The 23,352-nt window shown below is 63.3% G+C and carries 21 protein-coding genes and 2 pseudogenes; 6 read left to right on the top strand and 17 right to left on the bottom strand.

Going from position 1 to position 23,352, the window contains the following annotated elements:
- Positions 1 to 185: 185 nt before the first annotated feature.
- The 5 genes and pseudogenes from ABID58_RS35230 to ABID58_RS35250 form a co-directional block, all read right to left on the bottom strand.
- Positions 186 to 1,022: a CarD family transcriptional regulator gene (locus tag ABID58_RS35230; RefSeq protein WP_354037494.1), complete on the bottom strand. Its 837-nt coding sequence runs from the start codon at positions 1,020 to 1,022 to the stop codon at positions 186 to 188.
- 349 nt (positions 1,023 to 1,371) lie between these two features.
- A complete protein-coding gene (gene fdxA / locus ABID58_RS35235) occupies positions 1,372 to 1,710 on the bottom strand; it encodes a ferredoxin FdxA (RefSeq protein WP_148751923.1) in 339 nt (112 codons plus the stop codon).
- 136 nt (positions 1,711 to 1,846) lie between these two features.
- Positions 1,847 to 2,113: pseudogene (locus ABID58_RS35240) on the bottom strand (RNA-binding S4 domain-containing protein); the annotation flags it as partial.
- Between the two features lie 10 nt (positions 2,114 to 2,123).
- Positions 2,124 to 5,519: a helicase-related protein gene (locus ABID58_RS35245; RefSeq protein WP_354037496.1), complete on the bottom strand. Its 3,396-nt coding sequence runs from the start codon at positions 5,517 to 5,519 to the stop codon at positions 2,124 to 2,126.
- A 584-nt stretch (positions 5,520 to 6,103) separates the two neighbouring features.
- The gene (locus ABID58_RS35250; RefSeq protein WP_354037544.1) at positions 6,104 to 6,913 is read right to left on the bottom strand and encodes a DUF3108 domain-containing protein; all 810 of its coding nucleotides are present in this window, start codon (positions 6,911 to 6,913) and stop codon (positions 6,104 to 6,106) included.
- A 581-nt stretch (positions 6,914 to 7,494) separates the two neighbouring features.
- Between ABID58_RS35250 and rpmB the strand changes: the two genes are divergently transcribed.
- Entirely contained in the window at positions 7,495 to 7,800 is a 306-nt protein-coding gene (rpmB, locus tag ABID58_RS35255; RefSeq protein ID WP_148751926.1) for a 50S ribosomal protein L28, read from the top strand.
- A 131-nt stretch (positions 7,801 to 7,931) separates the two neighbouring features.
- Here the strand turns inward: rpmB and ABID58_RS35260 are convergent, their stop codons facing one another.
- From ABID58_RS35260 to ABID58_RS35275, 4 genes and pseudogenes are all read right to left on the bottom strand, one after another.
- Positions 7,932 to 8,843 (bottom strand): hypothetical protein, encoded by a 912-nt coding sequence (locus tag ABID58_RS35260; RefSeq protein ID WP_354037497.1) that lies wholly within the window; start codon positions 8,841 to 8,843, stop codon positions 7,932 to 7,934.
- On the bottom strand, positions 8,844 to 9,956 hold the full coding sequence (locus tag ABID58_RS35265) for an AAA family ATPase (RefSeq protein ID WP_354037498.1): 1,113 nt from the start codon (positions 9,954 to 9,956) through the stop codon (positions 8,844 to 8,846).
- A complete protein-coding gene (locus ABID58_RS35270) occupies positions 9,949 to 11,118 on the bottom strand; it encodes a GmrSD restriction endonuclease domain-containing protein (protein ID WP_354037500.1) in 1,170 nt (389 codons plus the stop codon). Before ABID58_RS35270 ends, ABID58_RS35265 begins: the two co-directional genes overlap by 8 nt.
- Positions 11,119 to 11,663: 545 nt before the next feature.
- Positions 11,664 to 11,822, bottom strand: a pseudogene (locus ABID58_RS35275) (DUF1488 family protein); the annotation flags it as partial.
- Positions 11,823 to 11,932: 110 nt separating this feature from the next.
- Here ABID58_RS35275 and ABID58_RS35280 point away from each other — a divergent pair.
- The gene (locus ABID58_RS35280; RefSeq protein WP_354037502.1) at positions 11,933 to 12,445 is read left to right on the top strand and encodes a hypothetical protein; all 513 of its coding nucleotides are present in this window, start codon (positions 11,933 to 11,935) and stop codon (positions 12,443 to 12,445) included.
- Between the two features lie 50 nt (positions 12,446 to 12,495).
- Complete coding sequence (ftsZ, locus tag ABID58_RS35285) at positions 12,496 to 13,755, top strand: cell division protein FtsZ (RefSeq protein ID WP_354037504.1); 1,260 nt, start codon at positions 12,496 to 12,498, stop codon at positions 13,753 to 13,755.
- Positions 13,756 to 13,912: 157 nt separating this feature from the next.
- Here the strand turns inward: ftsZ and ABID58_RS35290 are convergent, their stop codons facing one another.
- The 4 genes from ABID58_RS35290 to ABID58_RS35305 all read right to left on the bottom strand — a co-directional run bounded on the left by ABID58_RS35290 (position 13,913) and on the right by ABID58_RS35305 (position 15,864).
- Positions 13,913 to 14,581 carry a hypothetical protein gene (locus ABID58_RS35290; RefSeq protein ID WP_354037505.1) on the bottom strand — a complete coding sequence of 223 codons (669 nt, stop codon included), beginning with the start codon at positions 14,579 to 14,581 and terminating at the stop codon, positions 13,913 to 13,915.
- 143 nt (positions 14,582 to 14,724) lie between these two features.
- Positions 14,725 to 15,003, bottom strand: coding sequence for a DUF1488 family protein (locus ABID58_RS35295; RefSeq protein WP_354037506.1), 279 nt, complete (start codon positions 15,001 to 15,003; stop codon positions 14,725 to 14,727).
- 292 nt (positions 15,004 to 15,295) lie between these two features.
- A complete protein-coding gene (locus tag ABID58_RS35300) occupies positions 15,296 to 15,592 on the bottom strand; it encodes a hypothetical protein (protein WP_354037507.1) in 297 nt (98 codons plus the stop codon).
- Complete coding sequence (locus tag ABID58_RS35305; RefSeq protein ID WP_354037508.1) at positions 15,589 to 15,864, bottom strand: hypothetical protein; 276 nt, start codon at positions 15,862 to 15,864, stop codon at positions 15,589 to 15,591. Before ABID58_RS35305 ends, ABID58_RS35300 begins: the two co-directional genes overlap by 4 nt.
- 199 nt (positions 15,865 to 16,063) lie before the next feature.
- Between ABID58_RS35305 and ABID58_RS35310 the strand changes: the two genes are divergently transcribed.
- From ABID58_RS35310 to ABID58_RS35320, 3 genes are all read left to right on the top strand, one after another.
- On the top strand, positions 16,064 to 16,408 hold the full coding sequence (locus ABID58_RS35310) for a hypothetical protein (RefSeq protein ID WP_148751931.1): 345 nt from the start codon (positions 16,064 to 16,066) through the stop codon (positions 16,406 to 16,408).
- Positions 16,409 to 16,634: 226 nt separating this feature from the next.
- Complete coding sequence (locus tag ABID58_RS35315) at positions 16,635 to 17,966, top strand: T6SS phospholipase effector Tle1-like catalytic domain-containing protein (RefSeq protein WP_354037509.1); 1,332 nt, start codon at positions 16,635 to 16,637, stop codon at positions 17,964 to 17,966.
- Positions 17,967 to 18,278: 312 nt separating this feature from the next.
- Complete coding sequence (locus ABID58_RS35320; RefSeq protein WP_187434928.1) at positions 18,279 to 18,524, top strand: PilZ domain-containing protein; 246 nt, start codon at positions 18,279 to 18,281, stop codon at positions 18,522 to 18,524.
- A 7-nt stretch (positions 18,525 to 18,531) separates the two neighbouring features.
- Here the strand turns inward: ABID58_RS35320 and ABID58_RS35325 are convergent, their stop codons facing one another.
- The 4 genes from ABID58_RS35325 to cobT form a co-directional block, all read right to left on the bottom strand.
- Complete coding sequence (locus ABID58_RS35325; RefSeq protein ID WP_354037511.1) at positions 18,532 to 18,939, bottom strand: hypothetical protein; 408 nt, start codon at positions 18,937 to 18,939, stop codon at positions 18,532 to 18,534.
- A gap of 104 nt (positions 18,940 to 19,043) precedes the next feature.
- Entirely contained in the window at positions 19,044 to 20,156 is a 1,113-nt protein-coding gene (locus ABID58_RS35330) for an NADH:flavin oxidoreductase/NADH oxidase (RefSeq protein ID WP_354037512.1), read from the bottom strand.
- Between the two features lie 143 nt (positions 20,157 to 20,299).
- Positions 20,300 to 21,370, bottom strand: coding sequence for an esterase-like activity of phytase family protein (locus ABID58_RS35335; RefSeq protein ID WP_354037513.1), 1,071 nt, complete (start codon positions 21,368 to 21,370; stop codon positions 20,300 to 20,302).
- On the bottom strand, positions 21,367 to 23,268 hold the full coding sequence (cobT, locus tag ABID58_RS35340; RefSeq protein ID WP_354037515.1) for a cobaltochelatase subunit CobT: 1,902 nt from the start codon (positions 23,266 to 23,268) through the stop codon (positions 21,367 to 21,369). The genes ABID58_RS35335 and cobT overlap by 4 nt, the downstream gene beginning before the upstream one ends.
- Positions 23,269 to 23,352: the final 84 nt, after the last annotated feature.

Genomic DNA, 23,352 nt, shown 5'->3' on the forward strand with positions numbered 1-23,352 from the left:
GCTATTGGTCGCATCGTCGACACCTACACGCCCGCAGAATCCACAAACTACTTCGTGGCCGCAGGGTACTTGCAACCTGATCGGTTAACGCTCTAGCGAGGCTAACCACCCTACGAAGCTACAAATCCAAAAACAAAAGCCCGGCCGAACGGCCGGGCTTTTGAACTGTTAGAAGCGAGAGCGGCTTATGCGGCCTCGTCGGCGACGGTGGTGTCGTCGCCGTCGGTATCGCCCTCGGCATCCGCCTCGCCTTCGCCCTCGGCGGCTTCCGCCTTGGCGTTGCGGCGCGGGCTCTTGGCGAGCTGGGCCTCGATCTCCTTGACCGCTTCGGTCTCGGTCGAGTGCTGCACCACCGCGATCTCGCGGGAGAGACGATCGAGCGCCGCTTCATAGAGCTGACGTTCAGAGTAGGACTGCTCCGGCTGCGACTCCGAGCGATAGAGATCGCGCACGACTTCCGCGATCGCGACGATGTCGCCCGAGTTGATCTTCGCTTCGTATTCCTGGGCGCGGCGCGACCACATGGTGCGCTTGACGCGGGCACGGCCCTTGAGCGTCTCCAGCGCCTTCTTCACCAGCGCGGGCTCGGACAGCTTGCGCATGCCGACGTTGGCCACCTTGGCGGTCGGAACGCGCAGCGTCATCTTGTCCTTGATGAAGTTGATGACGAACAGCTCGAGCTTCGCGCCGGCAATCTCCTGCTCCTCGATGGCCAGGATCTGGCCGACGCCGTGAGCGGGATAGACGACGAATTCATTGGCTCTGAAGCCCTGACGCTGGGTCACGACCTTCTTTTCCTCGACCTTCGGCGCGGGTGCAGCGGCCTTCACGGCCGGCTTGGCAGCAGCAACGGGAGCCTTGGCAGGGGCGGCAGCAACAGGAGCCTTCGGAGCAACAGGCTTGGCAGCAGGAGTCTTGGCAGCAACAGGCTTCGTAGCGGGAGCCTTGGCAGCGGGAGCCTTGGCGGCAGCAGGCTTGGCAACGGTCGCTTTCGCGGCCGGTTTGGCAGTCTTGTGAGGCATTGCGCTTCTTTTGTTCTTCGAGGACTTTGCAGCCGGCGGCGCCTTGGCAGCGGCCCGACCCTTGGATGCGCTACGGCTGGCCGCGGCGACTTTTTTGGCCTCCTTATGGGAAGCCCTCGCTGAAGTACTCTTTTTACGCGTTTTCTGTGACACAGCCTGCGCGCGGAAACTGCCACGCCCCTGTTCGACATCTGGTTTCACGGGAACCCGGCGGAGCCAACAGGGCTGACGAGGGGTTCGGGTTAATGTGCCCAATATAGCACATTTCCCGCAAAAATCAATGATTTAGGGGTCGTGAGGCTGGTTTTCGACGCTGACGAAGGTATTAGGGTTAAGTTTGCGCCGGAATTTAGTCTCCGGAGCCGGGGTTCGGAGAAAAATATTTCTCGAACTTCCCTTCCATCCCGTCGAATTCCTTCGCGTCGTCGGGTGATTCTTTCTTCTGGGTGATGTTCGGCCAGCTCTTGGCGTAGTCGGCGTTGACCTGGAGCCACTTTTCCAGGCCCGGTTCCGTGTCCGGCTTGATGGCGTCGGCTGGGCATTCCGGCTCGCACACGCCGCAGTCGATACACTCATCCGGGTGGATGACGAGCATGTTCTCGCCCTCGTAGAAACAGTCGACCGGGCAGACCTCGACGCAGTCGGTGTACTTGCATTTGATGCAGGCTTCAGTGACGACGTAAGTCATCCAACGCTCCGAAAAGCTCTTTTAAAACTCGCGGCTTGCGTAGCGCGGATGGCCCGGCGCTGCAAGGTCGGGAAGCCCCGATCATGAGGGCTTTGTGTGGTTGATCGACCAAGAAATGAACCGAAAACGCAATTAATTACTCTTTGCGTTCACTGAGCTCCTCGTAGAGCACGCGCGCCGAGGCTGCATCGCCGCGGCGCGCATTGAAGCCGGTCACCTTCAACACGCGTACGGTGCGATCGAGCGCGACGGTGATGACGTCGCCGACCTTGACCGCGTGGCCCGGCGATTTCTCGCGTGTGCCGTTGACGCGGACATGGCCGGACTCGACGAGCTCAGCCGCGGAGGTGCGCGCCTTTACCACCCGCGCGTGCCACAGCCATTTGTCGAGGCGCTGCCGCTCGGTCGTGGGATCACTCCTTGCGACCGGACAGCTGCTCCTTCAGCGCAGCGAGCTTGGCGAAGGGCGAGTTCGGATCGACGGGGCGATCGCGCTCGCGCGGGTTCGCGCTCGAGGCGTAGGGACGCAGCGACGGACCACCCTGACGGTCGCGGCCCTTGTCGCGGTCGCGGCCACGATTGTCGCGGCCCTTGTCGCGATCACCGCCGAACTTCTTGTTGTCGCGGTTGCGATCCTTGTTGTCGCGGTCCTTGCCCTGGAAACTGCGATTTCTGTCGTCGCGCCCTTCCTGACGCGGCGCACCTTCGGCACCACCTTCGCGCGGCTTGCGGAAGTCCTTAGCCCCGTCTCTGCGATGACCGCCGTGGCGATGACGCTGCTCGCCGCGCTTCTCGCCATCGGCCGCCTGCGCGGCTTCGCCTTCCGCGGGCGCGGCGCCAGCTTCAGCACCGGCCTGCGGACGCTGGTTGTTGTGGCGCTGATGACGATGGCGCTCGTGGCGCGGCTTGCGATCCTCGTGACGGCCACCGGGACGCCAGACTTCGACGAGCTCAGGCTCGGCAGGTGCCGCAGCAGCCTCGGGCGCCGCCGCAGCCTCAGGTGCAGCAGCATCGGGCGATGCGGCAGCTTCGGTTGCAGCGATCTCGGCCGGAGCGCTTTCAGCGGCAGCCTCCGCAGCCGCAGCAGCCTCTTCCGCCGGCGGCGCGATGCCGGGGGCATCTTCGGGCGTGACGGGCGCTTCGGGCGAGGCTTCGAGCGCCGGCTCTTCGTGCGCTCCCTCGTCGGTCTGCTCCAGGCCGGGCGCGTCTTCGACGGTGACGGCTTCGATCGCGGCATCTGCGGGCGCCGCGGCCTCCTCGGTCGCGGGCGTCTCGCCGGCAGCTTCAGCCGCCGGCGTCTCGGCAGCAGGCGCGGCCGGCTTGGGCGGAAGTGGCGCACGCTTCTCCATGCGATAGCCAAGCGCGCGTAGCACCGAGGCAAAATCCTCGCCGGCGGAGCCGGTGAGCGAGGTCATCGCCTGCGTCACCACGAAGCCGCGGCCGTCGAACGCGCCGGCGGGCTTTTCGCCTAGCGCGTTGTCGCGCCAGGCCAGCGCCGGACGAATCAGGTCGGCCAGGCGCTCCAGGATGTCGACGCGGACGGCGCGCTCGCCGGCCTGCTTGTAGCCGAGCACGCGATAGGCATCGCGCGGCAGCTGCTTGTCGACCGGGAACGAGGTGCGACCCGACGATGCCAGATGCTGCGCACCTGAAAGCGCCGAAAGATCAACATTGTCCTGCTTCAGCGCCCACAGCAGCGCGGCCAGCGCACGCGCGGCGGGCTTCAGGATGCCGGGGAAATAGATGTGATAGGCGCCGAAGCGGACGCCGTATTTGCGCAAGGTCGCGCGCGAGGGCTGGTCGAGATCCTTCAGCTCGTTGGCGATCTTGGGTCGCTCCAGCACGCCGAGTGCCTCGACGAGCTGGTAGGCGATGCCGCGGGCAATGCCGGTGACGTCTTCGGCCTTCGACAGCTCGAACATCGGCCCGAGCAGCTTTTCGATGTGCGTCTTGAGCCAGAGGTCGAGCCGCGCCTGCACCTTCTCGCGGGGGCTACCTGTCAGCCGCTCGTCCGAGATGATGCGGATGCGTGGATGCAGCGCCTCCTCTGCGGCGGTCAGCCGCGCCACCGCATCGCCGGTCCAGCGGATGGTGCCGTCCGAGGTCAGCACGAACTGATCGTCCGGCGCATTGCCGAGCTTTTCGGCGCGCGTGTTGATCTCGCCGGCGAGCACCGCTTGCGCAGCAGCCTGCAAGGCTTTCGCATCGGAGCCGGCTTCCGCCGCATCCGGTGCAAAGGTGAAGCCATCGAGGCGGCCGATGACATGGCCTTCGACGATGACTTCGCCGGTCTTGCCGATTTCCGTATTCAAGCTCGTGTTCTCCCGCAGGCGGCGCATCAATACACTGGTCCGGCGATCAACGAAACGCTCAGTCAAGCGTTCATGGAGCGCATCCGATAATTTATTTTCGACCTCCCGCGCGATCCCCTGCCAGCGTTCGGGGTCCTTCAGCCAGTCCGGGCGGTTGGCGACGAAGGTCCAGGTGCGAATCTGCGCGATCCGGGCCGAGAGCGTGTCGATGTCGCCGTCGACGCGGTCGGCCTGGTCGACCTGGGCGGCAAACCAGGAATCGGGGATGCAGCCCTTCTGCATCAGGAAACCGTAGAGCGTGGTGACGAGCTCGGCATGGGCGGCCGGCGACAGCTTTCGGTAGTCCGGGACCTGGCAGACCTCCCACAGACGTTCCACGGCGGCCTTGCCATGCGCGATATCGCGCACCTCGACGTCGCGGGCGGCGTGGTCGAGCACGCGCATGTCCTCGGCAATGGGTGCCCGCGTCAGCACCTCATGGCCGGGGCCGAGGTTCAGCGAGACCTGGAGCGCGCCGAGCGAGGAGAAATCCAGCTTCGCGTTGCGCCATTGCAGCATCTTCACGGGGTCGAAGATGTGGTTCTGGAGCGCATTCACCAGCTCGGGCTCGAACGGGCCGCAGCGTCCCGTCGTCCCAAAGGTGCCGTTGCGCGTGGCGCGGCCGGCGCGGCCGGCGACCTGCGCGAATTCGGCCGGTGTCAGGCGGCGGAACTGATAGCCGTCGAACTTGCGGTCGGAGGCGAAGGCGACGTGGTCGACGTCGAGATTGAGGCCCATGCCGACGGCGTCGGTGGCGACGAGATAATCGACGTCGCCGTTCTGGAACATCTCGACTTGCGCGTTTCTGGTGCGCGGCGACAGTGAACCCAGCACCACGGCGGCGCCGCCATGCTGGCGCCTGATCAGCTCGGCGATGGCGTAGACCTCGTCGGCCGAGAAGGCGACGATCGCGGTGCGGCGCGGCTGGCGCGTGATCTTGCGATCGCCGGCGAATTCCAGCTGCGACAGGCGCGGACGGGTGATCATGGAGACGCCGGGCAGCAGCCGCTCGATGATCGGGCGCATGGTGGCAGCGCCCAGCAGCAGCGTCTCGTCGCGGCCGCGGCGGTTGAGGATGCGGTCGGTGAAGACGTGGCCGCGTTCCAGATCCGACGCAATCTGGATCTCGTCGACGGCGAGGAAGGAGACGTCGAGGTCGCGCGGCATCGCCTCGACCGTCGACACCCAGTAACGCGGGTTCTTCGGCTTGATCTTCTCCTCGCCGGTGATCAGCGCCACGGCCTCAGCGCCAACGCGGCCGACGATCTTGTTATAGACCTCGCGCGCGAGCAGCCGCAGCGGCAGGCCGATCATGCCCGAGGAATGCGCGAGCATCCGTTCGATGGCGAGATGGGTCTTGCCGGTGTTGGTCGGCCCGAGCACCGCAGTGACGCCGGCGCCAGGCACGCGATCGGAAAGCGCGCGCTCGGAGGCGAAGGGGGAAGAGGAAAAGGCCATGTCTGAATGATTAGGTAGTGGCGATTGGGGCGAATGTCAGTGCTGTTTGGGGCGGCGAGGTGCTGTCAGCCATGTCTCCGAACGCGGCCAAATTCTCCGCTGTCATGCCCCGGCTTGACCGGGGCATCCAGTACGCCGCGGCCTGTCCGCTCCACCACAACCGCCTCGGCGTACTGGATCGCCCGGTCAAGCCGGGCGATGACACCGATCGTGTGGGAGCAGCTTCCCCAAATCCCGCGCAACTGTCTCACTTTGCGACGCTTTTTCCTGTGCCCTTAAGCTTCGGAACGACTCCAGAACGAATCGCGGCCGAATCGCTGACTCCCCGGTGAGTCCTGTTCCGTTCACGCAACATGTCGCGGGACGCTTGTTTCCATCGCACTAGATGGAGTTTTGGGCTGTCGCACAAGCGACGATGTGGTGGCGGATTTCGTTAAGTTGGGGATGGCGCGAAGTCGAATCAGAATCGGGGAGGAGTCAAATGGATTCCCCGAAAAGCGGCCCCTCAACCCATTTTCGCGAAAACAACCCCATGCACAGTAGCTAAGTCATTGTTATGATTAGGGGGAGCGTCGCAGCGGCGGCTACTGCGTCTTCGCCACCCTTGGCGGCTGGGCGGTGGTGATGAAGCTGGTGGCTTCCAGCATCGCCGGCCCTAAGGGCGTCGGCACTTTCAGCCAGAACGGGACCAGGATCCGCGTGCCCGCCACCGGCGCGAAGGCGATCTCGATGTTGCGCTGGGCGGCGAGGTATTTGATCACGGGGCGGTCGGGGATATAGCCGGCCACAGGCACGAAATAGAGCGCGCAGACCACGACCGGGCCGCGATAGCCCTTCTCGGCCTTCACCGTCTCCATGCGCTTGAAATCGAGCTTCAGCTCGTAGCGCATGCGGCCGTCGAACACGGGCGCGCTGCCGTGGCAGGCCTCCGGCGACACGGGATCGCCGGTGCCTGATACGCGCACCAGCGAGGCCGTCATCGGATCGAACACGCCGCGGCGATGCGCGTCGGTGACGACGATGCGGTCGGCATCGACCGGCGGCTCCGGGATGATGCCGAAATCCTTCACATTGCCCTTGTCGAGGTTGATGTGGATCTCTTCGGTCTTCTTCGACGTGGTGGTGGAGGCCTGATAGGCGGTCGCGACCAGCGCGCCATTGACCACGCGACCCTGCGAGGCGCCGGTGCCGGACCCGCCCGCGAACGATTTCAGGATGCCGGTGGTGCCGCCGCTGGCCGCCGCGGAAAACACGTCGTCCTGGATATCGATGTTCCAGGCGCCGCGGCCGACCGGAATGCCCGACAGCGTCGCCTCATACTGCGCCTCGAGCTTGCCCTGCGCGGCCGCAGGCTCCGCCGCCCACGCCAGCACCAGGGCGCCAACAGCGGCCAGCGCCAGCCGGGCGGCAAAGGCCAGCCTACCGGCCGATCGCAGCCGGGGCAGAAAGAGGGGCGAGGTGTGCACGAGACGATCCAATCGGGACGCGAGTGGGTGTTACTTAAGCCTGTTACGGCCGCAAGCAATGTATCCGGGCACGATAAGCCGGGAACTCACCGGAGTCTTTCGGCGGTGAATGCGCCCTTTATGTGATGGTAAGGCGCTTTAAACATTGCCGTTTTGGTGATTGAGGATGCGTCAGGGGCGCACACCTCGCCCTGCGCACTTGGCTGTCATGCCCCGGCTCGACCGGGGCATCCAGTACGCCGCGGCCTCTCTGTTCCAGCCGCGCCGCCGGTGGAATACTGGATCGCCCGCCTTCGCGGGCGATGACACCTGAATATGCCGATCGAGATCCCGGGTTCGGGCTCCCGCCCGCCCCGGGACGACGGGCCCAAAAAGGCCCGTCGCCTTGACTACCCGCCCCTTCCCCCCTATACGTCCGCCCGCTCCCTGCAAGGACAGAGAATTTGCCCCCGTGGCGCCCCGGATGGCGGCCGCAACTCGTTGGGGGCTCGAAACTGAGGATTAGTGACATGTCTCGCCGCTGCGAACTGACGGCCAAGGGCCCCCTCGTCGGCCACAAGGTCAGCCACTCCAACATCAAGACCAAGCGCCGCTTCCTGCCGAACCTGGTCAACGTGACCTTCATCAGCGAAGCCCTGGAGCGCAACGTGCGCCTGCGCGTCTCCACCAACGCGGTGAAGAGCGTCGACCACAATGGCGGCCTCGACGCCTTCCTGCTCAAGGCCAAGGCCGACGTGCTGTCGCCGCGCGCCCTCGAGCTGAAGCGCGCCATCCAGAAGAAGGTCGGCGACGCGCCGGTCAAGAAGGCCAGCTAAGCGAATTTTTTGAGTTGGGCGGGGGCTAGGTTGCGTCGCGTGGCGTAGGCTTAGCCGAGTAGAGTTTTGCGTTGCGGCCGGATCGAGAGATCTGGCCGTTTTTGTTGGGGGGCTCTTGGTAGTTCGATTGTCTACTGCACCTTTTCGCCGATATAGCCGATAGCGGCAGTTCCATCGGACCGATCGCACCAGAAATGCACGCGCCCCGCACCAGGAGTGTAACGAGCATGTAGATCGAAACAGCGCGTTTCGCCGTCAGCATCCTCGAAATTAAATTGGCTGCGTCGTTGCTCGTGCTCGGGCGTAACCTTCGAGTGAAACGTTGGAAGCACTTGAGTGGGCAAGTCCCACTCACCAAGCGCCGCTTGGATCTGCCACAGGCGCCGATTGATCGCCAAAAGCTCAGGCATACCCGACTTCAAAGAGCGAACCTGCGCCTCAACTCTCGCCAAGAACCGAAGGCGAGGAAAGTACTTGGCTCTATTTTCCCATAGATCGTCACCATCAACAGGCTCTGAAAGCGCCACGATGCGAAGCCATGGCCGCACTTGCTCAATATGGTCTCGAAGAGAAGCGTGCCGGACGAGCACATTCTCTGACTCAATTGTGCCGTCGTCACGCAATTCAAATCTGGTGATTACCAGCGACGATTGCCGCCAAGGTTCAGAGTCTAGACTAACGGCCAACGCATCAAATTCGTAAGAAAAGCCTAGCGCCACCGCCTGCTTCCCTTGGAATTCGTAGTCGAGGTTCTGGCTTATTTCGTGCTCTAGCCCAATGTGGAAAGGCGCGCGATTTTCTAGACCGCGAAGAAAGCGCCAGTCGTCCACTGTCTCGCCGTCCGAACGTAACGAACCTAACCAAACATTGTCGCCAAGCGGAACGCCGTTTAGCGGGATGGAGGAATGGAGTGCGAGATCCAATCTCTCCTTCTTCAGCTCCTTCAGTACGCTGATCAACGTCCGCACGGTATCCCTGGCCGTCGCTTGAGAGACCGGCCCCTGCAGGTACGAGAGCTCATTGAGGAAAGTTAGAAATGTCATCTAAGGAAGCAAGCGGTCGAGCGATTTATCCCATTGATCAAAAAAGCCGTCGGGCCAGACGTTCAACCGTCCCTCTCGAGATATCCTTGGTTGCTCATGCGATGGCTCTAGCGCTCCTCTTGGACGGTGAAAGAAGTTAAGCCCGATCTGCTCAGGTGCAATTACGCCATCTTTCACCGCAATCCTGATACCGTTAAGAAGGTGATCACTATGCGTTTCGACAATAATTGTAATCCCGGCGGCAACCGCGCGCGCTATCATCTCGCCCATGGCACCTTGGCCTTGCGGATGCAAGTGTGCCTCAGGATTCTCTACCAAAACCCAACTACCTCGCGGCGAGGCCAAGCAAGCGACCACCACGGGCAGCGCGTAAGTTAAGCCAAAGCCAACGTTGGTCGGCCGAAATGGATTTGAACTACTGATACCGGCAGAACCACCATACGTGTAATCAAGACGAATAAAATCGGTGCGCGGGACCTCCGCGACATCTACGCTCACGCCCGGACTGAACATCTGCATCCACGCGTTAGTTTGTGATAGCAATCCAGGAGCGGCTTCTTCGGGATGTTGAAGCGTTTCTGGGATAGCGACATCCCGAAATGCGTTTAGATAGTGCGCAGTAAACTCGCCGCGTGTACCGAGAAATCGACGCTCACTCACCACATGATAGGACTTAGGATAGCTGACGTTGGGGCTCGCTCGATCAGCTCTCAAATATTGAAAATTGTTACCAAAGAGTCCTCCGTCGAAATTACCCGCGAACATCGAATGCTTTGGAGTAGCTGCAAAGTGCAAAACGTCCGCCTCGGGCGCATACGCGGCTTCCCATTCCCACGGAGTGCGTCCATCGTGCAAGCCAACACGAATGACATCATCTTCGTGTTGATCGTGAAGTAAGTCCGACCCAGTTCCTAGTTCAACTAGCTCGCCATTTAGCAAGAAGCCCTTGGTGTCAAGGAAGCCGGCATCTCGGGATTGTCGAAGTAACGCAAGGGCCTGCAACGCGGTACTTTTTCCTGCTCCGTTTAGGCCAGCGAGCACTGTCAGCGGCCTGAGTTCAAGAGAAACATCTTTGAATGCTTTGAAATTGTGCAGCGATAGAAGGTTAGCCATGGGTTACTTTCCGAAAAGCTCTCTCTACTGCGGCAAACCGAAGGCGAACCTTGCCGATGTCACCTGTACCTTGAGATATAGCGCTCTCAAATGTCCGATCTTGCATTAGCTCCATCATTTGAGCTCGAATCTCTGCCGACTTTTCGATGCATCGCCGACGCTCCACCTCTGTGAGCGAGGCAATAGCTACGGAGACTGTCTCAAACAACGCTTTGTTTATCGGCATACGCGCGTCTTGTTCTTGATAGCGCTTTCGGAAGGCGTCATCGCCGAAGATTTCGGTCGCGGTCTTCATTGCAGCATTAAAGTCATCTGCAAAGCGCCGGAGCTGGCTACGACTTTGGGTGTTTATCTGGCGCATAGCGTCACCGAGAAAACGGTCAAAGTCGTAGGCCTTAAAATCTTCAGGCTTAGTCATACGAAACGCCATGAAGCGTAGAACCATCTCGCGATCTGCCATACGTTCGTCGCGTATGCTGTACGTAGTAGCGATCTTGAAAGAGTCGTTTGCAGCCAAGTCCCGGAGGAAGTTTCTAGCCGGGCCGGGAATGAGAGCGTGACGTAGTTCCTGGCTTGAGAGCGGTAATCCTCCGGTATTGATTCGCGCAAAGATGTTGAATTTCACTTCTTGCGGAGTACCGTGTCTGATCAGATGAACTACTAGCTCAGTTTCACGAAGGCGACGCTTTAGCCGCGCCGGCAAACCATCAAAGACCATCCCGTCGAACGAACTTCCCAAGTACTCCAAACCGCTCAAGCGCAGCGGGGGATCATCTATAAGTTCCGGGGAGATGAATCGGGTGATCGTGGTGAGTCGCTGGATGCCGTCTACGATCGCCCAGTTTTCGTTTTCATCTTCGGCCGCGTATAACGTTGGAAGGGGTATCCTCAGGAGGAGAGATTCAATTAAGCGGCTTTGCTGTCGTTCCGTCCAAATTCCTCGACGTCGCTGAAAGTCAGGCTCAAGATCGATTGCGCGCGCGGCGATTCTGGACAGTAATAAATCAATCGTCATCGACCTCGTCGCGACGTCAATATCATCTGGATTGAATGGCTCCCCAATGGCGACATCTTCGAAGCGAGGCCGGACCTCCACTTCAATACCAGACGCTTCCCCAAACGAAGTACTCTCTTCCAGACCTAGTTTTCCGTCGCTAGCCATTCTAGTCTCCACCTAGTCTTAAATAGCCCAGGTCCTAGATTCTAGCTAGTTGTTCGATCCTAATCTCAATTTGGATCTTAATCTGCCCAAGGGCAGGCCTCCCATTGGGGGAGCCAACGGAACCGTCTCTTCCCTCACGCTTTCGCTCCTCAGGACGCTTCCGTTCACCCCTCCCTGAAGGTTCACCACAATCGTGGGGGCACATTTTTTACCTAATCCGGAATACTCGTATAGATTGTATCTCATGAAGATGAGTACCAATGCCTTGGATCAGGACCGCAACACCGACCCGAGAAGCTCGTCATCTGCCGTGAGACACAACAAAGGGATCAGCGAGAGCATCTCTAACGTCTTTAAGCTCTATCGTTGTCTCCGTAAGACAGATAGGACACAGCCGCGGCAGCTGATGCTTTTTGATCTCAACATCGGCGCGACGACGGAGCGGACGACGCGGCATCACTGATAAATCAAGATCGATTCGGTCCTAGGATCACGACAGCGGCGGATGCAACGACGACATCTCGCGGTCCGGTGCGAAACCTCCCCTACCCCCGAAAATCAATGCTCCGCAGCACGATCCCCGGCGGCGTGCCCTCGAACTCCGTCGCCTGATATTTGCGCCCCGCGCAGGCTTCGATGCGCTCGCGCAGGCGGCTGAACTGGGCTTCGCGCTGGTCGGGTCTGGCGCGCGGGCCCGGCGCCAGCGCCCGCGCGCGCGTTAACCGTCCATTAACCAACGCACCCTAGCCTGCTGTAATCGTCCAGCCATCATTAGCCCGAAATGCCTTCCCGGTTCGCTCCAGGAGAAGCGCCGATGTGCGTTGCGTTGTTGACGTATGCCGAACTCAGTGCCCGCCTCAACATCTCGCGCGAGGCCGCGCGTTCGCTTGCAAGACGACGCCGTTTGCCGCGCTCGCGTTCGGATGATGGCAAAGCCCTGGTGAGCGTTGATTTCTCCGAACTCCGGTACATGCCCCGCCCACGGCGTGGCCGCCAGGCAGACCCCGTCGCCGCCTCCATGGCAAAGATCGAGGCATTCAAGGCGGAGGCCTTCAAGGCGGAGGTCGCGCGGCTCGAAGCAGTCGCAACCGGCTACAGGTCAGATTTCGAGCGCGAGCGCGAGCGCGCCGATCGCCTGGCCGTCGAGCTGCTGCAGGCGGCTGCCGAGACGACGGCAGCCAATGCGTGGGCGGCACGACTGGAAGACGAAGTGACGGCGCTGCGGACCGGTCGCCGAGCTGGCGGCGCAATCGGGGGACAAGCCGCGCTTCGATTGGGACATCTGGCCGCGGCCATCGTGGACGGAGACCGCGCGGCTCGCAGGTAGCACTCGAACCTTTCTCCATCCCGGCCCGCCGGAGCAACCGCGAGGAAAGAATGACTGGCATCACCGAAATTCGCGAGATGAAGGCGCGCATTATCGTGTTCGGGGTCGGCGGCGCCGGCGGCAATGCTGTCAACAACATGATCACGGCCGGGCTGCAAGGGGTCGACTTCGTCGTCGCCAATACCGACGCGCAGGCGCTTGCCATGTCGAAGGCGACGCGCCTCATCCAGCTGGGCACAAATGTGACTGCAGGCCTTGGCGCCGGCTCGCAGCCCGAATTGGGACGCGCCGCAGCCGAGGAGGCAATCGATACGATCCGCGATCATTTGATCGGCGCGCACATGGTCTTCGTGACTGCCGGCATGGGCGGCGGTACCGGCACCGGGGCTGCACCCATCATCGCCAGGACTGCACGCGAGCTCGGCATTCTCACCATCGGCGTGGTCACCAAGCCATTCTACTTCGAGGGCCGGCGCCGCATGCGCTTTGCCGAAGCCGGGATCGAGGAGTTGCTGAAGACAGTCGACACCCTGCTGATCATCCCGAACCAGAACCTGTTCCGGGTGGCCAGCGAGAAGACCACATTCGCCGATGCCTTTGCCCTTGCCGATCAGGTGCTTTATTCGGGTGTGGCCTGCATCAGCGACCTCATCGTCAAGGAAGGCCTGATCAATCTCGATTTTGCCGACGTTCTCTCCGTGATGCGAGAGAAGGGCAAGGCCATGATGGGAAGGGGCGAAGCATCCGGCGAGAAGCGCGTGCTCGCCGCCGCCGTGGCCGCAATTTCCAATCCATTGATCGAGAACCCCTCGATCAAGCGCGCCAGTGGCCTCATCATCTCCATCACCGGCGGCCGGGATCTCATGCTGTTCGAAGTCGACGAAGCTGCGACCCGCATTCGCGACGAGGCCGACCCGGACGCCAACATCATCGTCGGCGCGTCGTTTGATGAAAGCCTCGAAGGTATCGTCCGCGTCTCAGTGGTGGCGACCGGAATCGATAATCTTGACCCGGCGCAGCAGACGCAACCGGCGGAAAGCCCACTCACGCAGCTCGCCGGCAGGCTGCGCAACGACAGCCGCCGCATCGCCGATCGCATCGAGCGCGGCGCACCGCTTCCGCAAGTAGAGAGTCCGCCGCTCCGCCCGGAGGCCCGCCACCCGGCGGGGCAACCGGCAAGGCCGAATCCGGAATATACGCGCCACGCGGCTCCCCAGCCGCACGATCCTTACGACCGCTCCTCTGCGCGCAATGCGACCGACGAAGCCATTCTCGAGATCCCGGCCTTCCTGCGCCGAGCGGCCAACTGAGCTGGTCGCAAGCACCAGCACATGGACCGCTGCGACGCGGCTCCAAGGCGCGATGAGATCAAGTTCGGTTGGCTGTCGGAGGTCCACCTCTCCCTAGCGGGAAGAGGTCGTCTGAATTCCCGGCTCGCATCCCAAGGTGCGCAGCGCGCCGAATCCTTCACGCTGCCGTGCTGCGCGGGTTCTCCGCTGCTTCCGTTTTTTCCGCGTCCTTGTCGCGCGACAGCCATGCCGGGAAACGAAGCAGGCGATCGTTGTTGTCTTTTGCCGGTTCGATGGGCGGCACGATGGACCCCTCATTGGCCGAACTCGGGAGGTCCAGTGCAGCGTGGCCGACTCGCACCGCATCCGCGCGCTGATCCAGTTCGCGCAAGAGGGGTCCGATTACACCGTCGATTTCGGTCGCCACCGATACCAGAAAACTATTGAGCTCGCGGGCCTCGGGCACAACGACCGCAGCCTGCTCGATCGCCTTGCAGAGACCATCGACAACAGGTGCAAACGCGCTCCCGGCCTGCTTGATTCGGGTTTTGATCGCTTCGATTTCGCCCAAGACGCGATCACGCTCCCGCCTGTGCTTCTCCTCCGAAAGGCGGGCTTCGATTTCGGCGATCTGAGCCGTCAGGGTCGCGGCTTCGGATGCAAGAGCATCGCGTCGTCCGCGCGCGCGATCGAGATCGCGACTGAGATTGTCCACTAAGTCGTCCTTTCCGAACATTGCATTGCTCCGTAGGACAGCCGTGGCGCGAACCGCCAGCCCGCCAAGCAGATGAAAGGCTGGATCGGCTGGAACAGGCATCAACTTCGGGCGCGTCACATGGGCCGACATGGTGATCCCCCAATCTACACATTAGGCGACCGCATGGTTAACAGGTGGTTAATGTGAACAGCTGATGCGGCCGCGGGGCCCGCGGATGCGATCGAAAATGCGCGAAGCTTGCGCACGCTCGCGGTGCGAACCGTCGCCTCCCCCTACCCCCGAAAATCAATGCTCCGCAGCACGATCCCCGGCGGGGTGCCCTCGAACTCGGTCGCGCGGTACTTGCTCGCGGCTTGGGCTTCGATGCGGTCGCGAAGGCGGGTGAACTGGGCTTCGCGCTCGTTGTGGCGGGCCTTGGGGCCGCGCTCGAGATCGTCCATGGCGGAGGTCGAGATCGCGCACGGGACTTCTCTCGCGCCATCCTGCATCGAGAACTGGACGATCCCGCGGTCCTGTTCGTGGCCGATGAAACGGCCGCTGGTGAGGGTCATGGGTTACTCCTTTGACGCGGGTTGCTTGCTGAGGACTGAACGCGGTGTGACGGCGGTGGTTCGCCGCCATCTCTCGGTGTTGGCGGCCGGAACCTTGGCGAAGGCGGATGCGGGTGGCGCGTCTCTGCGGGCGGGAATCCCAATGAGGAGAGAGCCCTCACCCGCCGCGCGCGGGACGATGCTTCGCATCGCCCGGGGGATGATGCTTCGCATCGCCCGGGGGATGATGCTTCGCATCGCCCGGGGCGCGTCGACCTCTCCCGCGAGCGGGAGAGGTGTCCCCGCGGCGGCTTCAGTTGTCCCCGCCTAATCTCGCGAAGTCGTCGAACAGGGCGGCCACCAGCGCGCGGTGGCGGGTGTCCTCAGAGGGGAGGCTGGCGGCGTAGAGGTTGAGGAGATAGCGCGCCTTCACGGCGGCTTCGGCCCAGGAGCCGGCGGGCACCGTCATCAGGCGGTTCTCGAGATCGGCCTCGCGCTCGCGCAGCTGCCTCACATTGCTCTCGACCTCGGCCAGCGCGCGGCGCAGGTCGGTCGCCTTCTGGGCGGCCATGCCGCGGTGCTTGTCGAGATCGACGGGAATCTCAGTCATTGGCGAGGCTCTTGGGCGACGCTCGCGTCGGACGCTATCGCATCCGCAAGATCGGGCGCGCGGATCGACAGCGTCTCCATGGAGCCGAGCACACCGTCCACGGGCACGACGATCGACGTGCCGACACGGCGGCAGGCCGAGAACATCTCGCGCTCGATCGTCTCTTCGTCGGCGATCACCTGATAGCTGCCGGCCGGCAGCATCCGATCGATACCGTGGATGCGGAACGGATGCCTGAACGTGACGGTCTCCCGCCGCGAACGGATGGTCATGCACGCCTGCCTTCCTGCGAGAGCGGCCCCAGCCGACGCCAGCTTGGTTGCAACCATGCGCTCTCGGCGCGGCAATAGCCAGCACTATCAATACCGCGGCTGGTGCGCGGCGTTTTAGGCCTCGCTAGTTTTAGGCCTCGCTAATGGTGTGGTGCAGGCGTAGGCTCGACGCATCATCGCAACTCAGACGGGCATTGCCATGGCCAGGCCGATCCGCGTGCCCTATCTGATCTGGGCGACCGGCGAATACGGCAGCGCCCATCACGGCCGCAGCGACGCCAATGTCGCGCTCCGGATGGCGCGAAAGCTGCTGCGCGACGGCTTCATGGAGGTGCGCGTCTGCACGCCGCGCGGACGCGTGCTGCAATCGGACGAACTGGACGAACTCAAACCCGCACAGGAGACCAACATCATGGCCAAGGGACAGCAACGCAGCAATCGCGAAGCCAAGAAGCCGAAGAAGGACAAGACCAAGGTGATCGCCGCGGCCCCGACCCGCAAGGACGCGTGGCAGCCGGAGATCGGACAGGGGAAGAAGAAGTAGGTTAGCAAGCGCGCTCGGCCAAATCGATAGAGCCCGTCATGGCCGGGCTTGTCCCGGCCATCCACGTTCTTGTTACGCGGAAACCAGCACGTGGATGCCCGGGACAAGCCCGGGCATGACGAGTTTGTGGCACGACCGCGCATCCAACTGGCGCAGCCCTCGTCTCCTCGCCGCCGCGCTTTTCGGCTATACTCGCCCCGGTAGCATCACCTGGAGGGGCAGACCTGTGGAGCATGCGCGCGCAACCGAGCCGAAGAATCTCGTCATCTGCTGTGACGGCACCGGCAACGAGATCTCGGAAAACATCTCCAACGTCCTGAAGCTGTATCGCTGCCTGCGCAAGACCGACAAGACGCAGCCGCGGCAGATGGTGTTTTACGATCCCGGCGTCGGCACGGTGACGGAGCCGTCGACGTGGAACAGGTGGAAGGCTGACATCAACCTGGTGCTGGGGCTCGCCACCGGTTACGGGCTCGATGACAATGTGCTCAATGCCTACTGCTTCCTGGTCCAGCATTACGCGCCGGGCGATCGCATCTATCTGTTCGGCTTCTCGCGCGGCGCCTATACCGTGCGGGTGCTGGCGGGGCTGATCCACAAAATTGGTCTGATCTCGCCGGAGCAGGCGAACCTCGCAGGCTCGGGCCTCGTCGCCTACAAGCAATATTCCGGACTCGGGCGCGGCAACGACATCGAGGACCTCAAGGACGACGGCAGCGACGAGGACGGGCCGCTGCCGAAGGACCAGTTCGATCTCGCCGCGCAATTCGCCCGCATCACCTCGTCGCGCTGGCCGACCATCCATTTCATCGGCGTCTGGGACACGGTGGCGAGCGTGATCGTGCCGCGCGCCGACCGGCTCTATTGGCCGAGCCTGGAGGAGCTGGCCTTCACGCTGCGCAATCCGAGCGTAAAAATCTTCCGCCAGGCGATCGCGATCGACGAGCGGCGCTGCATGTTTCGCCTCAAGGCGTATGAGGAGCCGCAGGAGTACTGGAGCAACCGCTTCGTGCCTGACCACAGCAAGGAGAAGCAGGACATTCTGCAGGTGTGGTTCGCCGGCGTGCATTGCGACGTCGGCGGCGGTTATCCAGAGGCCGAGAGCGCGGAATCGAAATACCCGCTGCTATGGATGATCGACGAGGCGGGACGCGCCGGGCTGAACTTCAACCCGCGCACCGTGAACCAGCTCGCCTGGGGCATCCAGCACAAGGCCTCGCCGTTCCAATATGTCCCGCCGGCTTTTACCGGCAAGGCGGGCGTGCTGCACAATTCGATGAGTGCGGCCTGGCGCGTGCTGGAATTCTTGCCGAAGAGCGCGAGCTACAAGGAATGGCCGGCGCGCAAGGTGTTTTTGGGCAAGGTGTTTTTGGGCTTCTACATCCCCGATTGCGAGCCGCGGCTGATCCCCGAGGGGGCGCATGTGCATGAGAGCGTGTTGAAGCGGATGGCGGTGGAGCCGGACTATCGGCCGGTGAACATGCCGAAGGATTTTGTGACGGTGCCGATGCCGGTGGCGCCGGCGCGCGCGGAGATGGAGGAGATCGTGGCGGGGTGACGGTGGGGGTATGAACCCGTGGCCTCTCCTCTCGTCATTGCGAGCGAAGCGAAGCAATCCAGAGTCTTTCCGCGGCGGCAGACTGGATTGCTTCGCTGCGCTCGCAATGACGGAGAGTGTAGAGACGGCGTCGCGCCACACACCGGGCGGAGTTTGAGGTCGCAGCGGTACCCCACCCCGCTACCGCAACATTCCCCGATCGCCGCTACTTTTCATTAAAATTCTCTCCGCGACCTCAACGTGATCGCATCATCTCATCGGCATCATTGCAGCCTGCCACCGCGTTGTCCGCGGTATTGGAGGAGAGTGCCAATGCATCCGCGCCGACATGCTCGCGTGAAACCCGCCGGCCTGGTGTCCCGCCAGGCCAAGATCATCACCGACGCGCGTGCGCCGGTCATCGTCTGTACACTGGTGGACTATTCGCCGGGCGGCGCCTGCATCGATCTCGGCGGACAGGTCAAGATCCCCGATCGGTTCGAGCTGCTGCACGTCAACACCAAGAAACGCTGCCGCATCGCCTGGAAGCGCGGCACGCGCGTGGGCGTGGTGTTTTAGAGAGGGACTACTCCCGCATCCTCGCCTTTGTGCCCGCGACGATCTGCATCGCGACGCCCCCGATCCAGCCGGCGAACACCAGCCATGTGGCCGCATCGTGCGGATCGAGCCGCAGCACGATGACGGCGACTGACGCGAGCGAGGCGAGCGTGGCGCAGAGGGTGCCGGCGGAGCTCAATAATTCCGCGGCGTCGATCTGGCTGTGGGCCGCGTCGAAGGGTAGTTGCGGCGTGTCGATGCCGAGATAGAAGCCGACGGCACCGAGCAGCATCATCAGCAGCAGAAAGCCCTGCGTGGTGAGCGACGGGATCGCCGATCCGACATGGGCGCCGACGAACAGCCCGCAGGCTGCGCCCGCCATCGCGAGGCCAATCCGTTCCAGCACATGGGCAGTCTTGCGGACACCAAATCGCATGCCGGGCCTCCGTGACGCCCCCCGGATGGGCGGACGTTAGGCCTGTTTTGCCGCGGGTGGAAGGTTGGGGGAGTTACGGATGCGTGAGGTGCCCGGTTACTCCCTTACCGCGCTCCGAACGTCGTCTTCCCGAACAGCGCCTTCTGCGTCGACGGTTGCGAGCGCCAGTATTGCGGCGGGGCTTCGACTTCGCCGCCAACTTCCGCTGCGGCGTGCCAGCCCCAGCGCGGGTCGTAGAGCATGGCGCGGGCGAGCGCGACCATGTCGGCCTTGCCGGAGGCGACGATCTCCTGGGCTTGCCTGGCTTCCGTGATCAGGCCCACCGCGATGGTCGGCAATCCGGTCTCGCGCTTGATCGCATTTGCGAACTGCACCTGATAGCCGGGGCCGAGTGTGATCTTCTGCAACGGCGAGACGCCGCCGGAGGAGGCGTCGATCCAGTCGACGCCGCGCGCCTTCAGCACTTTGGCAAACTCGATGGTCTGCGCCAGATCCCAGCCGCCCTCGACCCAGTCGGTCGACGACACCCGCATGCCGACCGGCTTGTCGTGCGGGACCACGGCGCGCACCGCGTCGTAGATTTCGAGCGGGAAGCGCATGCGATTTTCAAGTGACCCGCCATATTCGTCGGTGCGCTTGTTCGAAATCGGCGACAGGAATTGATGCATGAGATAGCCGTGCGCGCCGTGCAGCTCGATCGCGTCGATGCCGATGCGCATCGCACGCTTCGCGCTATCGACGAAGGCCTCGCGGATGCGCTTCAGCCCCACCGCATCGAGCGCCAGCGGTGCGGCCTCGCCCTCCTTGTGCGGCAGCGCCGACGGCGCCACCGGCTGCCAGCCGCCTTCGCTTTGCGGAATGAGCTGGCCGCCGTCCCAGGGTCGCGCGCTGGAAGCCTTGCGGCCCGCATGCGCGAGCTGCATCGCGATCGCCGTGGTGGAATGCTTGCGGACTGAGGTGAGGATCTGCTTCAGCGCGGCCTCCGCGGCGTCGCTGTAGAGCCCGAGACAGCCCGGCGTGATGCGGCCGATCGCCTCGACATGGGTGGCCTCGATGCAGAACATCGCCGCGCCCGACAGCGCGAGATTGTTGATGTGGGTGAAATGCCAGTCGGTGGGAACGCCGTCTTCGGCCGAATACTGGCACATCGGCGACACCACGACGCGGTTCTTCAAGGTCAGGCCGCGCAGCTTGATCGGGGAAAACAGGGCGCTCATGCGGGGGATCCGGCAATGGAGGGATGAAAGCGATTGCATGAAGTCTAGTAGGCCGACGGCGAATTGCCAGTTGCGCAGGCGGCATGGCCGCTGGCGGCCCCATGCATTGCGGGCACGACGGGCCGTCGTCACGGAACAGGCGACTAGTCCACCAGCGTGAACTGCAACAGCAGCGTGCGCTGGAGCAGCGAAAAATTATCGTCCGACACCATCGTCAGCACGGTCTCGCCCTCGGCCGTGACGTGGGCGTCGATGCCTTCCATGTTGTCGATCTCATGGCCGAGATCGGCCTCGAACAGCACGGGGCCGTCGACCAATGCGCCGGGCGATATTGCCTTCAACGGGAGCGACCGGATGCGGATGTTGATGCCGGTGAACCAGGAGAATTTGCGCTCGAGGATCAGCAACTCGCCTGACGGCAGCAGCACGGCGTCGCTGATGAACTGCTTGTCGGTGCGCTTGATGCTGAACTGGCCGGGCGAGGGACCACCGATCAAGAAGCCGATCAGATTGCCGTCGGCATCGAAGCCGCCTTCCGACAGGGCGATCAGCGTGCCCGCGAGTGGCTGGCCCTTCATGTCCCTCGGCACGAACACCAGCGCCTCAAGGCCTTTGTTGTAGGGCAGTTTTCGCAGCGCGGGCGGCGTCGGCACCACCTCGCCGCGGGCACGGGTGCCGCCTTTGGCGAAGTCGAAGCGCATGATCTGGTTGACGCGCTCGAGCCCGACATAGACCAGCGAGCCGTCGCGCGCGAGCGACTCGGTATCGTACCAGAGCCGCTTCTCCGTGATCGGCCGTCCCTCGGCGTTGAGCATCGGCGCGGCCTCGACGTCGTCGAGCCCGACCATCTTGCTGCCGGAATAGCGGATGGCGCCGGTGAACCAGGTGCCTTGATCTGACAGCGCGAGAAAGCGCAGGCCCTTGTCATCGAGGAAGCGGAAGCCGGACAGGCCGCCAAAACCGCGATGCGGTGAGGTCAGCACCAGACCGCTGCGATATTGCAACGAGCCGAACCGCACGCGCGAACGGTCGCGCGGCTCGAAGTCGGGAATCGGCCGCGCGTTGACCTCGATGCTGACGGGCTCGGTGACGGCGTGCTCGGCCCGCGCCGGCTTTGGCGCGGACTGCGCTTGCGCGAGCCGAGGAGTTACAAGAGTGGAAAATCCCGCCGCCGCGTGGCCAAGAAAGCCGCGGCGGGATTGATGCGTGCTCACGAATGCAGTTTGCGTCGCGGGCGACTGGGAGCTTGCGTGGGCGCGGTGTTGGTCTCGCTGAACAGTTCGGCGAGCTTCTCGGTGATGGCGCCGCCGAGCTCTTCGGCGTCCACGATCGTGACCGCGCGGCGGTAGTAGCGCGTCACGTCGTGGCCGATGCCGATCGCTATCAGCTCGACCGGCGAGCGGGTCTCGATCTCTTCGATGATGTGGCGCAGGTGCCGCTCGAGATAGTTGCCGGGGTTGACCGACAGCGTGGAATCGTCGACCGGCGCACCGTCCGAGATCATCATCAGGATCTTGCGCTGCTCGGGCCGGCCGAGCAGGCGCTTGTGCGCCCAGTCCAGCGCCTCGCCGTCGATGTTCTCCTTCAGCAGCCCCTCGCGCATCATCAGGCCGAGGTTCTTTCGCGCGCGGCGCCACGGGGCGTCGGCCGACTTGTAGATGATGTGGCGGAGATCGTTGAGGCGGCCGGGACTGGCCGGCTTGCCGGCGGCAAGCCACGCCTCGCGCGATTGCCCGCCCTTCCAGGCACGCGTGGTGAAGCCGAGGATCTCGACCTTGACGCCGCAACGCTCCAGCGTGCGCGCGAGAATGTCGGCGCAGGTCGCGGCGACCGTGATCGGACGGCCGCGCATCGAGCCGGAATTGTCGAGCAGCAGCGTCACCACGGTGTCGCGGAACGTCGCCTCCTTCTCATGCATGAAGGACAGCGGATGATGCGGGTCGGTCACCACGCGCGACAAGCGCGCGGGGTCCAAAATGCCTTCTTCGAGATCGAACTCCCAGGCGCGGTTCTGCTGTGCCATCAGGCGCCTCTGAAGCCGGTTGGCGAGGCGGGCGACGATGCCCTGGAGGTGCGCGAGCTGCTTGTCGAGATAGGCGCGCAGGCGCTCCAGCTCGTCATGGTCGCAGAGATCTTCGGCGGCGATGACCTCGTCGAACTTGGGCGCGAAGGCGTGATATTCCGGCCCGCGCGGCTCGTTCTTGCCATGCGCGTTCGGGCGCGTCGCCTCGCCCGGCGTCTCGTCGTCGCCGAGCTCACCGTCGTCCAGGGTATCCGACGTCGAGGCCTGCGCGCTTTCCATCGCGCTGTCGCTCATATCCTCGCTCGAGGCCTGCGCCTGGTCGGCGCTCATCTCCTGCGCGGCGTCGGAATCGGGCGAACCCTCGGCACCGGACTGGTCGTTGTCGCCGTCCCGGTTCTCGTCGTCGTCCTCATTGTCCTCGCTGTCGGCGCTGCGCTCGTCGCCGAGCTCGAGCGCGGTCAAGAGATCGTGCACGGCGTCGCCGAACCTGGTCTGGTCCTCGACGAGGTTATCAAGCCGGTCGAGCCGCCTGCCGATCTTGTCCTCGAGGATGGGGCGCCAGAGATCGACCATCTTCTTCGCAGCCGTTGGCGGCGCCATACCGGTCAGGCGCTCGCGCACCAGCATTGCCAGCGCGTCGGCGAGCGGCGCGTCGGCGCGGTCGGTGATCTCGTCGAACTTGCCGCGATGAAAGTGATCGTCGAGCATCGCGGTGAGGTTCCTGGCAACGCCCGCCATGCGGCGCGCGCCGATCGCCTCGACGCGGGCCTGCTCGACCGCCTCGAACACGCCGCGCGCCTGCGGATTGCCGGGCATCAGCTTGCGATGCAGCTTTGCGTCGTGACAGGCGATCTTGAGCGCGATCGAATCCGCGTGGCCGCGCACGATCGCGGCATCCCGCTTGGTCATTTTCCGCGCGGGCTCGGGCAGCCGCGCCTTGCCGGGCGCAAGGCCCGGGCGCTCGGCGGCGAAGGAGACATCGAGCTCGGGCGACTTCGCGATCGCCTTCAGGCAGGACGCCACCGAGCGCTTGAACGGCTCGGTCGGCGCTTCCTTGGTGTTGCGGAATTTGGAGTTGGAGGTGGTCATCTGACCCTATCTGTCGTCCCGGCGAAGGCCGGGACCCATAACCACCGGCCGCTCTTGTGTCAGGAAACTATCAGTGACGTTCAA

Source organism: Bradyrhizobium sp. S3.2.6 (genome assembly GCF_040546885.1).
GTDB classification, from domain to species: domain Bacteria; phylum Pseudomonadota; class Alphaproteobacteria; order Rhizobiales; family Xanthobacteraceae; genus Bradyrhizobium; species Bradyrhizobium cytisi.